Source organism: Actinophytocola glycyrrhizae (assembly GCF_042653545.1).
Taxonomy (GTDB): Bacteria; Actinomycetota; Actinomycetes; order Mycobacteriales; family Pseudonocardiaceae; genus Actinophytocola; species Actinophytocola glycyrrhizae.
Map to the genome: position 1 here is coordinate 448,361 of NZ_JBHSIS010000006.1, position 12,473 is coordinate 460,833.

Below are 12,473 nucleotides of genomic sequence, written 5' to 3' on the forward strand. Positions count from 1 at the left end.
CACATCCGGTCGGTCATGATGTCCGGGTCACCGACGATCGGGAGCTGTTCGCCATGCACCACCGCACGGCCGTGCGCGCTGTCTGCCTCACGCTGGCCGCGGCGGGTCTCGTGTCCTGCTCGGTCTCGCGGACGAACGAGCCGGAACCGGCTTCCGCCCCCGACGAGGCGCCCGCGGCCGAGGCCCCCACCGGTGACGGCGCTGGCGACCCGTACTACCCGGAGGACGGCAACCCGGGCTACGACGTGACCGCCTACCACGTGCGGATCAGCTACGACCCGGGCAAGAAGACGCTGCAGGGCGACACGCTGGTCACGGCGAAGGCGAGCGCGACGCTGCCGGAGTTCAACCTGGACCTGCAGGGCCTGGAGGTCACGGCGGTGACCGTCGGTGGCGCCGAGGCCGAGTTCAGCCGAGAGGGTGACCACGAGCTGGTGATCACCCCGCCGGCACCGGTGGCGGCGGGCGACGAGTTCGCGACGCGCGTTCAGTACAGCGGCATCCCGGAGGCCGCCCAGCAGGGCTCGCTCGGCGAGAACGGCTGGCAGCTGTCGTCGTCCGGCGGCGCGTTCGCGGCCGGCGAGCCCCACTCGGCGACGTCCTGGTACCCGGCGAACGACACCCCGAAGGACAAGGCGACGTTCAAGCTGGACGCGCGGGTGCCGAACGGGTGGAGCGTGGTCTCGAACGGTGTGGAGTCCCCCGCCACGCCCGGCAACGACGGCTGGACCACGTTCCACTGGAACGAGCCCACCCGCATCGCGACGTACCTGACGACGGTCGGCATCGACAAGTGGACGTTCGAACGGTCCACACTGGCCGACGGGACGCCGGTGGTGAGCGCGTACGCACCCGGCGCGGAGGACAAGAAGTCGATCGAGGCGCGCCTTCCCGAGATCCTGACGTTCCTGGAGACGAAGTTCGGCCCGTACCCGCAGTCCGCGGCGGGCGGGATCTACATCAACGAGAACATCGGCTTCTCGCTGGAGACGCAGGGCAGGCCCATCTACGCGGCGTGGGCGGAGGAAGGCGTCGTGGTGCACGAGCAGGCGCACCAGTGGTACGGCAACTCGGTGTCGGTGGCCGAGTGGAAGGACATCTGCCTGAACGAGTGCTTCGCGAGCTACGCCCAGTGGCTGTGGGACGAGGCGAAGTACGGCGCCGACCTGGACGAGCAGTACCGCACCGAGGTCGCGCGGAGCACCGACCGCCTGTGGTCGGGAAAGCTGTACGACATGGGCGCGGGCAACGAGTTCGGCGCCGTGTACGAGAAGGGTCCGCTCGCCCTGCACGCACTGCGTCGGGAGATCGGCGAGGACGCGTTCAACCGGGTGCTGAAGGACTGGCCGACGAAGTACCGCGACGACAACGCCTCGTGGCCGGACTTCGAGAAGTTCGTGTCCGACATCGCGGGCCGCGACCTGTCGGGCTTCTTCGAGGCCTGGTTCCGGGACGACACACAGCCCGCGGACGAGTTCCTGTACCCGGGCCCGCTGCGGAAGTGACCTGGCCCGCGGCCCCCTCGAACCACGCTACGGCAAGGCACCGACACTCCGGGCGTCCGAAGATCGTCCCCACCCGGGTTGTCCACAGTGACCGGAGCTGTCCACAGCCCACGCCGCCAAGGCCCGGCACCGTCCCCCCTCCCGGCTAGGCTGGAATTCGGGGGCCGGAGGCCGAGGGAGGGCTGCCGATGGACGTCGTCGAGATCCTCGACGCACTGGCCGAACAGGGGGTCGTCGCGATTCTGAAGGCCGACGGCGAGCGGCAGCACGACAGGTGGACGTTCGTGGCCTCCGGCAAGGTGCTCGGCGACGACTTCGTGCGAACCGACGCCGCCTCGGCGGCGGCGTGCCTCAAGAACGTGGTACCCCGGCTTCAGGCGCTTGGGCTGACCGTCCCTACGGGAGGATCACCTCGGCCATGACCGCCCGGTGGTCGCTGTTGGGCAGGTCGAAGACGGCGTAGCTGCTGATCGCGCAGCGGGTGTCGGTGACGATGTGGTCGAGCGTCAGCGGCGGGCCGGTCGGCCAAGACGACCACGTCGCGAGCAGGCCCTCGCCGGTCTCCTCCCCCGCGTCGGCGTAGCCGCGGTCGACCAGGTCGCGGAACGCCACGTGGTCGAAGGTCGCGTTGAAGTCGCCCGCCAGGATCCGGGGGCGCTTGTCCGGGGTGGACTCCGGGAGGTCGGCCAGTTCCGCGCGCCACGTCCGGGTGGTGGAGTCGGTCAGCGGTGGCCGGACGTGCACGGCGGTCACCTCGATGTCGTCGTTGCCCGGCAGGTCCACGACCGCCGACGGCTGCGACAGCGTGCTCTCCTCGACCAGGACTATCTGGCGCAGCGGCAGCCTCGACGCGATGCCGGAGCCGTCGCCGCCTGGTCGCTCGTCGAACACGCGGTACGGCAACAGGTTCGCCAGCCCCGCACCGTCCAGAGCGGACACCGCGGTGGGGGTCAGTTCGGGCATCGTGAGGATGTCGACCTCGTTGCGCCGGACCAGGTCGACGAGCGCGCGGGCGTCGGCCTGGCCGCGGTACAGGTTGGCGGCCATGATCCGCAGGTGCGGGCCCTCCGCGAGCGGCTGTTCCTCCGCCAGGTACCGGGGGCCGAGCAACGACGACATCGACAGCGTGACGACGAGGACCGCGAGGCCGATCACCCAGCGCCGCAGCAGGAGCGTGACGAACGTGAGGAGGACGGCGAAGGCGACCACGTACGGCGTGAGTGCCATGGCGCCGACGAGGAACGCGTTGTTCTCGAGGCTGAGGACGCGGACGACCCCGTACCCGATGAGCGCCAGCGCGAGGACGGCGAGCAGGAACGTGACCGTGCGGCGGCGGCGCGGACCGGGTTGCGCGACGTCGTCGGCGGGTTCGTAGCCGGCCTTCTCGGCGGTCTGGTTCCGCCTACCCATGACGTTCGTTGCCGCGTTTGTAGTTGCCGGTGGCGCGGGCGAGCAGGTGCTGGGCCTCGTCGTCGGCGGCGCGTTCGAGGCGGCCGAGGAGCTTGGCGGCGGTGCCACCGCGGATGGTGGTGACGACCCGCCCACCACGCGAGACGAGCAGCTGCCCGTCCTTGGTGACCCGCCAGTCGAACGGGTCGTCCTCAAGCCCCATGAGTACAGCTTGCCCGAGGTGGGCCGGGACGCGCCGCTGGTTTGCGGCCGTGTCGCGGCCGCGGCCCCCCGGAATCCAGCGTATCGGGGTGGGGTGACGGTTCCAGGTTGTCCCCAAGGCGCCTGTGGACAACCGTGTCACCTGTGGACAACCCGGGTCACCGAGCGTTGGCACGACCGGTCGTGTCGGTGCCATGCCGTAGCGTGGTTCGAGGGGGCCGGAGGCCAACCGCCCGCCGCGACCGGACGTCGGCAGGTGGACTCGATGCCTTGTGTGGCTTGGGTTTCCGGGGAGGCGCGGCACGCGGGTGCGTCCGCGGCGGGGGTGGCCTCCGGCCCCCGGTTGCCAGCTTACGGGTGGGCACCGACGGTCACGACGGGCTGTGGGCAGAGCTGTGGACAACTGCCTCGGCTGTGGACAACCGGGGGCACGCCGTGGGCCGGGACAACGCAGAAGGCCGCGCCCCCGAGGGAGCGCGGCCTTCTGTTCGTGTTGTCGGATCAGGCTGACTCGGTGTCCTCGCCGCTGTCCGAGCCGCTCGAGGCGGCCATGTCGACCGGCGGGGCGTCGGGCACGTTGGCCGGCTTGGGCTCACCGCGGAAGGTGAACTTCGCCTTGTCCGTGGACGTGCCTTCCTCGCCGTCCCAGCCCTCGACGTCGACGATGATGATCTCGCCGGCCTGGATCTCGCCGAACAGGATCTTCTCCGACAGCTGGTCCTCGATCTCGCGCTGAATCGTGCGGCGCAGCGGGCGGGCCCCAAGCACCTTGTCGAAACCACGCGTGGCCAGGAGCTTCTTGGCGATCGACGTGAGCTCGATGGCCATGTCCTTGTTCTTCAGCTGCGTCTCGACGCGGGTGATCATCAGGTCCACCATCTTGACGATCTGCTCTTCGGTGAGCTGGTGGAACACGATGATGTCGTCGATACGGTTGAGGAACTCCGGCCGGAAGTGCTTCTTCAGCTCGTCGTCGACGCGCTGCTTCATCCGGTCGTAGGTCTGGCCCTCGCCACCGCTCGAGAAGCCGAGGTTCACGGCCTTCGAGATGTCCTGGGTGCCCAGGTTCGACGTGAAGATGATGACGGTGTTCTTGAAGTCGACCGTGCGGCCCTGGCCGTCGGTCAGCCGACCGTCCTCCAGCACCTGCAGGAGCGTGTTGTAGATCTCCTGGTGCGCCTTCTCGATCTCGTCGAACAGGACCACCGAGAACGGCTTGCGGCGGACCTTCTCGGTCAGCTGGCCGCCCTCCTCGTAGCCAACGTACCCGGGAGGGGCACCGAAGAGCCGCGAGGCGGTGTACCGGTCGTGGAACTCACCCATGTCGATCTGGATGAGCGCGTCGTCCTCGCCGAACAGGAAGTTCGCCAGCGCCTTGGACAGCTCGGTCTTACCGACACCGGACGGGCCGGCGAAGATGAACGAGCCGGACGGGCGCCTCGGGTCCTTCAGGCCGGCACGGGTGCGGCGGATCGCCTGGGACACGGCCTTGACCGCGTCCTCCTGGCCGATGATCCGCTTGTGCAGCTCGTCCTCCATGCGGAGCAGACGCGTGGTCTCCTCCTCGGTGAGCTTGAACACCGGGATGCCGGTCCAGTTGGCGAGGACCTCGGCGATCTGCTCGTCGTCGACCTCTGCGACGACGTCCAGGTCACCGTCCTTCCACTGCTTCTCCCGCTCCGCCTTCTGGCCGAGCAGCGTCTTCTCCGAGTCCCGCAGCTTCGCGGCACGCTCGAAGTCCTGCGCGTCTATGGCGCTTTCCTTCTCACGGCGCACGTCGGCGATCTTCTCGTCGAACTCACGCAGGTCCGGCGGCGCGGTCATGCGGCGGATGCGCATGCGGGCGCCCGCCTCGTCGATCAGGTCGATCGCCTTGTCCGGCAGGAACCGGTCGTTGATGTACCGGTCGGCGAGCGTCGCCGCGGCCACCAGCGCCGGGTCGGTGATCGTGACGCGGTGATGCGCCTCGTACCGGTCCCGCAGGCCCTTGAGGATCTCGATCGTGTGCTCGAGCGTCGGCTCGCCGACCTGGATCGGCTGGAAGCGGCGCTCCAGCGCGGGGTCCTTCTCGACGTACTTGCGGTACTCGTCGAGCGTGGTCGCGCCGATCGTCTGCAGCTCACCACGGGCGAGCATCGGCTTCAGGATCGACGCGGCGTCGATCGCGCCCTCGGCGGCACCCGCACCGACGAGCGTGTGGATCTCGTCGATGAACAGGATGATGTCGCCGCGCGTGCGGATCTCCTTGAGCACCTTCTTCAGGCGCTCCTCGAAGTCGCCGCGGTAACGCGAACCGGCGACCAGGGAGCCGAGGTCAAGCGTGTAGAGCTGCTTGTCCTTCAGCGTCTCCGGCACCTCGCCCTTGACGACCATCTGCGCGAGGCCCTCGACGACGGCGGTCTTGCCGACGCCGGGCTCGCCGATGAGCACGGGGTTGTTCTTGGTGCGGCGGGACAGCACCTGCATGACCCGCTCGATCTCCTTGGCCCGCCCGATCACCGGGTCGAGCTTGCCCTCCCGCGCGGACGCGGTCAGGTTGCGACCGAACTGGTCGAGCACCAGCGAGGAGGACGGGGTCCCCTCGCCGCGGCCGCCGGTCTCCGCGGGCTCCTTGCCCTGGTAGCCCGACAGCAGCTGCAGCACCTGCTGGCGTACGCGGTTGAGGTCGGCGCCGAGCTTGACGAGCACCTGTGCGGCGACGCCCTCGCCCTCCCGGATCAGGCCGAGGAGGATGTGCTCGGTGCCGATGTAGTTGTGACCGAGCTGGAGCGCCTCCCGCAGCGACAGCTCGAGGACCTTCTTGGCCCGTGGGGTGAAGGGGATGTGCCCGCTCGGCGCGTGCTGGCCCTGGCCGATGATCTCCTCGACCTGCTGCCGCACGCCCTCGAGGGCGATTCCCAGCGACTCGAGCGCCTTGGCGGCGACACCCTCACCCTCGTGGATCAAGCCCAGGAGGATGTGCTCGGTGCCGATGTAGTTGTGGTTGAGCATCCTGGCCTCTTCCTGGGCCAGGACAACCACCCGCCTCGCGCGGTCGGTGAACCTCTCAAACATCTGCACTCCTGACTGCTGCGCCGGCGGCCCTTACTCCACCGCTCATACCCGTTGCGGTGGGTTCAGCACCGTGAAGACCACTGTAGTCGTCCAGCCTGTCGCTCTCAGTACCACTTGCGGCTATCCGTGAGCTTCACAGGGAACAACGTGCGACAACCGGGGTGGATTCCGCCAGAGGCACCCTGTCCGCTGAACGCGAACACGCCGGCACCGGTTCGCGATGATCTTCACTATGAGCTAAAGTTAGGTCAGGCTCACCTAACAGGACCCAGGGAGGCGCCCGTGCGGACCAGTCCAAGCCTACGGCTTGTGACTGAGGCGCGCGTGCCCTCGCTTGTCGAGTCCGTCACACGGGCCGCCGCACGCCAGGTCAGGACCGGGGTCCGGGTCGGCCTGCCATCTGATTCCACCGGCTGGGTGAACTGTGCGGAACTACTCTCCGCACCCGACGGTTTTACCCTGTGGCGGCAGGAACTCGCAGGTTGGCTGCACGACCGGTACAGCGAGGCCCCCGAACGGACTACAGCCGGTTACGTTATGTCGTGGTACCTGGGCGTCCCCGGGTACCTCGCGGCACTGCTGTTCCACCACGAGCGGCGGGTGCCGTCGCTGCGCCCGGAGCACCTCGCGTTCCACAAGGCTCGACCGAGACCCCACCCGGACTCGATCGCGATTCTTGACGAGAGTTTCGTGTGCCTGCCCGACGACCCGGCGGCGGGCACCCCCAACGCGACCGTCGTCCCGTCGGAGAAGGCGCTCGCGGCGGTCCTGCGGGGCCGGTTCACCGCCCACGCGGCCCGGTTCGTGTCCGCTTTCAGCGGAACCGTGCGGTTCGGCAGGCACACGCTGTGGGCGGCCGCGACCGACGCGCTCGACCACTCGATGTGGCTCGTCGGCCGGTACGCGGGCAACGAGACGGCCGGGGTGCTGGACGCGAACCTGCTGCTGCCGGACCGCTTCACACCGCTGACCTCGGCGTCGACGCTGCGGCCGGTGATCGACGAGGAAGGCAGGACGGGGTGGACCCGGCGGCGGGAGGCCTGCTGCTTCCACTACCTGATGGAGGCCGGGCAGGGCGTGTGCGAGACCTGCCCCCGAGCGTGCGGCAGGAGCTGACCGCACCACCCGGCGCGGAACCGGTGGTCAGGGGGTGTCGCCGGTCAGGGCGTCACCCAGTGGGGTTCTCCGGTACAGGACAGAGCGGCCTGAGCGGGCTCTTGTGACCAGGCCCGCGTTGCGCAGGACCGCCAGGTGGTCGCCGACCGCGCCCGTGGCCATGCCCAGTGACGTCGCCAGCTGGGTGGTGCTCGCCGGGTCCGACAGTGACACCAGCAGGCGGGCCCGTGAGCGGCCCAGCAGCGACGCCAGCGCGTCCGGTGGTGTGGCCGGGCCCGGGTCCCACAGCGCCGCCGTGCCGCGGGCCGGGTAGACCAGCGTCCTCGGCCACGGCGGATCCGTGTACGCGCCGATGTGCGGCCACACGAACACCGAGGGCACCAGCAGCATGCCCGCCCCTTCCAGGTGGTGCGTGCCGTCCTCCAGCCTGGCCAGCTCCAGTGCGCCGTCGCGCCAGGCCAGGCGTTTGTGCAGTCCCGCGAACGCCGCCTGCCAGCCGCCGGTGCTGAGCAGGCCGCCCCGGTACACGACGTCGCGTTCCAGCACCGCGCGCAGCGCGGGCCAGTCCGGGGCGACCAGTTCGTGCCACGCGGCGGCCATCGCCTCCGCCATGATCTTCGGCGCGTGCTCGTCGTTCAGGACCGCCAGCACCTTCCGGTCGGTCGTGGGGCTGCGGGCGAGGCAGTCGGCGATCTCCTTGCGTGCCTGCGCCAGCGGTGTCGCCCGCAGCGCGGCCAGGTCGCCGTCGATGGTCTGCGCCATGCTCGCCGGCGGCTGCACCACGAACGCCGCGCCGTAGCGGTCGCTCTGCAGCGCCAGCACCGCGTCCAGCGCCGTCTCCGCGCGCAGCCGCTGGAAGGCGGGGGTCAGGCGGGCCGACCACGCGGGTGGCAGCGCCGCGCGCCTGCGGCCGGTCAGCTTGCGCAGCAGGTTCTCCAACTCCGTCACCGGGGACAGCGCGAAACGGCTGTTCAACAGGTCGTCCCGGTCGGCCACGAACCTCAGCACGCCTCAACCTTACGCTGCTGCACGAAACAGTGGTGGCGGGCGCGGGCCGCGACGGAGGCTGTGGCCCGTGAGTGAACGCGCAACCTTCCGTCAGGTCCTCGCCGTGCCGGTCTTCCGCACGGTGTTCCTCACCAGGGCCCTCGCGATCGGTGCCGACACCCTGCGCACGGTCGCCCTGTCCGTGCTGGTCTTCACGGCCACCGGGTCGGCGCTGCTCGGCGCGGTGACGTTCGGTGCGTCGTTCCTCCCCCAGGTCGTCGGCGGGCTCGTCATCGGCGCGCTGCCCGACCTGGTCCGGCCGCGGCTGCTGATCGTCACCGGCTACACGCTGGAGGCGGCCGCCGCCCTGCTGCTGGCGGTCGGCGGCATGCCCGTGTGGGCGGGCCTGCTGCTGGTCGCCGGCATCGGGTGTCTCGCGCCGGTGTTCAACGGGACCGCGGGCAGGCTCACGGCCGACGTGCTGTCCGGCGACGCGTTCGTCGTCGGCCGCGGGTTGTTCCAGCTCGCCTCGTCGGCGGCGCAGATCATCGGGATGGCCGGTGGCGGGCTCGCGGTCGCGTTCATGGGACCGGAGACCGCGTTGCTGATGACCGCCGGGTGTCACGCCGTCGCGGCGCTGTGGGCCTGGCTCGCGCTGCCCGACCTGCCCGCACCCGGGCGGCAGAGCGAGCGGTCACTGGTGCGGCAGAGCTTCCACGGCGCGCGTGAGCTGCTCGTCGACCCGGTGGTGCGACGGCTGCTGTTCGCGAACTGGCTGCCGCCCGCGCTGGTGATCGGCGGGGAGAGCCTGCTGATCCCCTACGCCGCGCTGACGGGCTTCCCCGACGGCGCGGCGGGATTGGTGCTCGCGTGCGTTCCGGTCGGCATGTTCGCGGGCAACCTGCTGGTGACAAGGGTGTTCACGCCGAGGAACCGGGAGCGGGCCGTGCCGCTGCTGGTGGCACTGCTCGGGTTGCCGCTGGTCCCGTTCGCGTTCGACGTCGACGCGGTGACCGCCGGCCTGTTGATGGTGCTTCTTGGCTGCGGGTTCGCGTTCGGGGTCGGGTTGCAGGGACGGTTCCGGGACGCCTTGCCCGACGACGCGCGCGGACAGGCGTTCGGGTTGCTCTCGACCGGCCTGATGACGTTCCAGGGCGTCGGCCCGCTGGTGTTCGGCGGGCTCACCGAGGTCGTGCCGGTCGGTGTCGCGATGGCGCTCTCCGGCGTGGCGACGCTCGGTGCCGCCGCGTGGATCGCGGTGGCGGTGCGCCCGGCCGGAGCGAATACGCCGGTTCCCGCCCGATCCAGGAACCGGCGACCCACGATTGTGTGATTCTCAGGCCTGCGCGTTGTACGCCTCGGCTACTTCCTTCGGGATTCGGCCGCGATCGGAGATGGTCATGCCCTGCTTACGGGCCCACTCACGCATTGCCTGGTTCTGTTCCCGATCCGCGGACGCGGTGCGCGGCGCACGACCCGCGACGGCCACCCGGCCACCGGCGCGCTTACGGCCACCGGACCGGCGCGCGTGCTCGACGTATTCGGCGAGTGCTTCCCGCAACCGCTCCGCATTGTCCTCGGAGAGGTCGATCTCGTAGAACGCGCCGTCCAATCCGAACTCGACGGTCTCCTCCGCCTCTGAACCATCGAGGTCATCGACCAGGCTAACCGTGACCTTCTGCGCCATCTGCGCCCTCCTCAGGTTTGCGACACGGGGGACCGAGCGAACGTGCGTGAGCACATAACAAATACTCCCACTAACCAGCTTAACGCAAATCCGTGATTAGGTTAGTGGTTCCCGGGCCCCGAGTTGCTCATTCTGGGCGCACCAGCGGAAACAGGATCGTCTCCCGTATGCCCAGACCGGTGAGCGCCATGAGCAACCGGTCGATACCCATTCCGACACCGCCACTGGGGGGCATTCCGTACTCGAGCGCACGCAGGAAGTCCTCGTCGAGCCGCATCGCCTCGTCGTCACCGCCCGCACGCAGACCGGCCTGTTCGGTGAGCCGCTCGCGTTCGACGACGGGGTCGACAAGCTCGGAATATCCGGTGGCGAGCTCGAACCCCCGGACGTAGAGATCCCATTTCTCGGCGACACCGGCGATACTCCGGTGCTGCCGGGTGAGCGGCGAGGTCTCGACCGGGAAATCACGCACGAACGTGGGCGCGTACAGCTTGTCGCCGACCAGGTGCTCCCACAGTTCCTCGACCATCTTGCCGTGGCCGAGTTTCGGGTCCACCTCGAGCCCGAGGTCGTCGGCGTGCTTGTGCAGCAGCTCCGCTGGGGTTTCCGGGGTGACCTCGGTGCCCAGCGCCGAGGACAGCGACGGGTACATCGACAGCGTCTCCCACTCCCCGGACAGGTCGTACTCCTCGCCGTTCGCGAGCGTGACGACCTGCGTACCGAGCGCTGCCTGCGCGGACTCCTGGACGAGTTCGCGGGTCAGCACGGCCATCGAGTCGTAGGTCTCGTAGGCCGCGTAGAACTCGAGCATCGCGAACTCGGGGGAATGCGATGAATCGCTGCCCTCGTTCCGGAAGTTGCGGTTGATCTCGAAGACCTTGTCGATACCGCCGACCACGCAGCGCTTCAGGAACAGCTCCGGCGCGATACGCAGGTAGAGGTCCATGCTCATCGCGTTCGAGTGTGTGACAAACGGGCGCGCGGTGGCACCACCGTGCTGCGTCTGCAGCATCGGGGTCTCGACCTCGGTGAATCCACGGCCGTGGAAACTCTCCCGCAATGCGCGGACCACGCCGGCGCGGGTGCGCACCGTTTCCCTGGCCTGCGGGCGCAGGATCAGGTCGACATACCGCTGCCGAATCCGGGTTTCCTCGTTCAGGTCCTTGTGCGCGACCGGCAACGGCCGCAGCGCCTTGGCGGCCATTCGCCACTCGTCGGCGAGAACGGACAGCTCGCCGCGGCGGGAGGTGATTACCTCGCCGTGGACGAAAACGTGATCACCGATGTCGACGGTGCTCTTCCAGTCCGAAAGCGCGTCCGCCCCGACGTTGTTCAGGCTCAGCATCGCCTGCAGTTCGGTGCCGTCACCTTCCTGCAGGGTCGCGAAACAGAGCTTGCCGGTATTGCGCAGAAAGATGACCCGGCCCGTGACGCCCACCACATCGCCGGTGGCGGTGTCGGTAGCGAGGTCCGAATACGTCTCACGAATCTGCCCGAGCGTGTGCGTGCGCGGCAGTTCGACGGGATATGGATCGACGCCTTCGGCAAGCAGCCGGGCCCGCTTCTCGCGACGGACCCGAAGCTGCTCAGGAAGGTCGTCGGACTGCGGTTCCTGCGTTTCGTCGGTCACGGTAGAACAGGGTACGGCCTGCGTCTTCGCGTTAGTTTGGTGCCATGGCGGACGAGGAGTACCTGTCAAGGGCACGTTCCTTCGGTTCGCGTGCGGCCGACTACGCCGCGCACCGGCCGGACTACCCGGCGGATGGAATCCGCTGGGCCCTTGGCGGCGCGGCCCGGTCGGTGCTGGACCTCGCGGCCGGCACGGGGAAGCTCACCGACGGGCTGCTGCCCCTGGGGCTCGAGGTGACGGCGGTGGAGCCGGACGAGGAGATGCGTGCCGAACTGACGCGCCGCCTCCCGACGGTCGAGGCGCTCGCCGGGACGGCGGAGGCGATTCCGCTCGCCGCCGGTTCGGTGGACGCCGTGCTGGTCGGGCAGGCGTTCCACTGGTTCGACCAGGAGGCGGCGCTCGACGAGATCGGGCGGGTGCTGCGGCCGGGCGGGACCGTCGGTCTGTTGTGGAACGGGGAGGACTCGAGCGTCGAGTGGATGGCCGGGCTGCTGGCGGTGGCCGGGACGAGCGTGGGGAACTCCGCGCCTGCGCGGTCCACCATGCCCGGGCACCCGTCGTTCTGCCCGCCCGAGGTGGCGTGGTTCCCGCACACGCAGCGGCGGACCGCCGACTCGCTGGCCGCGACGTTCGCGACGCACTCCCGGATGATCGTGATCGCCGAGCGGGAGCGGGAGCTGGTGCTGGGCCGGATCCGGGAGTACCTGTCGACGCGGCCGGAGACGGCACACGGGGAGTTCGACGCGCCGCTGGTGACGAAGGTGGTGCGCGCGAAGCGGCGGTGAGGTGTTGCCGCCGGCCCCCTCGAACCACGCTACGGCATGGCACCGACAGTTCCGTGCCGTTGCGGCTCGTCAGGACGGTGGTTGTCCACAGGTGGGCC

The 12,473-nt window shown here is 69.5% G+C and carries 11 protein-coding genes; 5 read left to right on the plus strand and 6 right to left on the minus strand.

Annotated features, from left to right (window positions below; genetic code table 11):
• Positions 1-53 precede the first annotated feature (53 nt).
• Positions 54-1,505 (plus strand): M1 family metallopeptidase, encoded by a 1,452-nt coding sequence (locus ACFPCV_RS12870; protein ID WP_378056344.1) that lies wholly within the window; start codon positions 54-56, stop codon positions 1,503-1,505.
• Positions 1,506-1,693: 188 nt separating this feature from the next.
• Entirely contained in the window at positions 1,694-1,927 is a 234-nt protein-coding gene (locus ACFPCV_RS12875; RefSeq protein WP_378056345.1) for a hypothetical protein, read from the plus strand.
• Here the strand turns inward: ACFPCV_RS12875 and ACFPCV_RS12880 are convergent.
• The 3 genes from ACFPCV_RS12880 to ACFPCV_RS12890 all read right to left on the minus strand — a co-directional run bounded on the left by ACFPCV_RS12880 (position 1,902) and on the right by ACFPCV_RS12890 (position 6,170).
• Positions 1,902-2,915, minus strand: a complete 1,014-nt coding sequence (locus ACFPCV_RS12880; protein ID WP_378056346.1) for an endonuclease/exonuclease/phosphatase family protein — start codon at positions 2,913-2,915, stop codon at positions 1,902-1,904. The genes ACFPCV_RS12875 and ACFPCV_RS12880 overlap by 26 nt on opposite strands.
• Entirely contained in the window at positions 2,908-3,117 is a 210-nt protein-coding gene (locus tag ACFPCV_RS12885; protein WP_378056347.1) for a hypothetical protein, read from the minus strand. The genes ACFPCV_RS12880 and ACFPCV_RS12885 overlap by 8 nt, the downstream gene beginning before the upstream one ends.
• Before the next feature lie 500 nt (positions 3,118-3,617).
• Positions 3,618-6,170, minus strand: a complete 2,553-nt coding sequence (locus tag ACFPCV_RS12890) for an ATP-dependent Clp protease ATP-binding subunit (RefSeq protein ID WP_378056348.1) — start codon at positions 6,168-6,170, stop codon at positions 3,618-3,620.
• A 537-nt stretch (positions 6,171-6,707) separates the two neighbouring features.
• Between ACFPCV_RS12890 and ACFPCV_RS12895 the strand changes: the two genes are divergently transcribed.
• Positions 6,708-7,286: a (2Fe-2S)-binding protein gene (locus tag ACFPCV_RS12895; RefSeq protein WP_378056350.1), complete on the plus strand. Its 579-nt coding sequence runs from the start codon at positions 6,708-6,710 to the stop codon at positions 7,284-7,286.
• A 27-nt stretch (positions 7,287-7,313) separates the two neighbouring features.
• Here the strand turns inward: ACFPCV_RS12895 and ACFPCV_RS12900 are convergent, their stop codons facing one another.
• Positions 7,314-8,294, minus strand: a complete 981-nt coding sequence (locus ACFPCV_RS12900) for an ArsR/SmtB family transcription factor (protein ID WP_378056351.1) — start codon at positions 8,292-8,294, stop codon at positions 7,314-7,316.
• 67 nt (positions 8,295-8,361) lie between these two features.
• Here ACFPCV_RS12900 and ACFPCV_RS12905 point away from each other — a divergent pair, with 67 nt between their 5' ends.
• Positions 8,362-9,606: an MFS transporter gene (locus tag ACFPCV_RS12905; protein ID WP_378056352.1), complete on the plus strand. Its 1,245-nt coding sequence runs from the start codon at positions 8,362-8,364 to the stop codon at positions 9,604-9,606.
• A 3-nt stretch (positions 9,607-9,609) separates the two neighbouring features.
• Here the strand turns inward: ACFPCV_RS12905 and ACFPCV_RS12910 are convergent, their stop codons facing one another.
• Both ACFPCV_RS12910 and lysS read right to left on the minus strand, forming a co-directional pair.
• A complete protein-coding gene (locus tag ACFPCV_RS12910; RefSeq protein WP_378056353.1) occupies positions 9,610-9,960 on the minus strand; it encodes a histone-like nucleoid-structuring protein Lsr2 in 351 nt (116 codons plus the stop codon).
• 127 nt (positions 9,961-10,087) lie between these two features.
• Positions 10,088-11,590 carry a lysine--tRNA ligase gene (lysS, locus tag ACFPCV_RS12915; RefSeq protein ID WP_378056924.1) on the minus strand — a complete coding sequence of 501 codons (1,503 nt, stop codon included), beginning with the start codon at positions 11,588-11,590 and terminating at the stop codon, positions 10,088-10,090.
• Between the two features lie 44 nt (positions 11,591-11,634).
• Here lysS and ACFPCV_RS12920 point away from each other — a divergent pair, with 44 nt between their 5' ends.
• Positions 11,635-12,375: a class I SAM-dependent methyltransferase gene (locus ACFPCV_RS12920; protein WP_378056354.1), complete on the plus strand. Its 741-nt coding sequence runs from the start codon at positions 11,635-11,637 to the stop codon at positions 12,373-12,375.
• Positions 12,376-12,473: the final 98 nt, after the last annotated feature.

Excerpts from the sequence above, each read along its gene's own strand:
- ACFPCV_RS12885 (WP_378056347.1), bottom strand. The coding sequence starts at position 3,117 with ATGGGGCTTGAGGACGACCCGTTCGACTGGCGGGTCACCAAGGACGGG.
- ACFPCV_RS12920 (WP_378056354.1), top strand. The coding sequence starts at position 11,635 with ATGGCGGACGAGGAGTACCTGTCAAGGGCACGTTCCTTCGGTTCGCGT.
- ACFPCV_RS12870 (WP_378056344.1), top strand. The coding sequence starts at position 54 with ATGCACCACCGCACGGCCGTGCGCGCTGTCTGCCTCACGCTGGCCGCG.
- ACFPCV_RS12895 (WP_378056350.1), top strand. The coding sequence starts at position 6,708 with ATGTCGTGGTACCTGGGCGTCCCCGGGTACCTCGCGGCACTGCTGTTC.
- ACFPCV_RS12880 (WP_378056346.1), bottom strand. The coding sequence starts at position 2,915 with ATGGGTAGGCGGAACCAGACCGCCGAGAAGGCCGGCTACGAACCCGCC.
- ACFPCV_RS12890 (WP_378056348.1), bottom strand. The coding sequence starts at position 6,170 with ATGTTTGAGAGGTTCACCGACCGCGCGAGGCGGGTGGTTGTCCTGGCC.
- ACFPCV_RS12910 (WP_378056353.1), bottom strand. The coding sequence starts at position 9,960 with ATGGCGCAGAAGGTCACGGTTAGCCTGGTCGATGACCTCGATGGTTCA.
- ACFPCV_RS12875 (WP_378056345.1), top strand. The coding sequence starts at position 1,694 with ATGGACGTCGTCGAGATCCTCGACGCACTGGCCGAACAGGGGGTCGTC.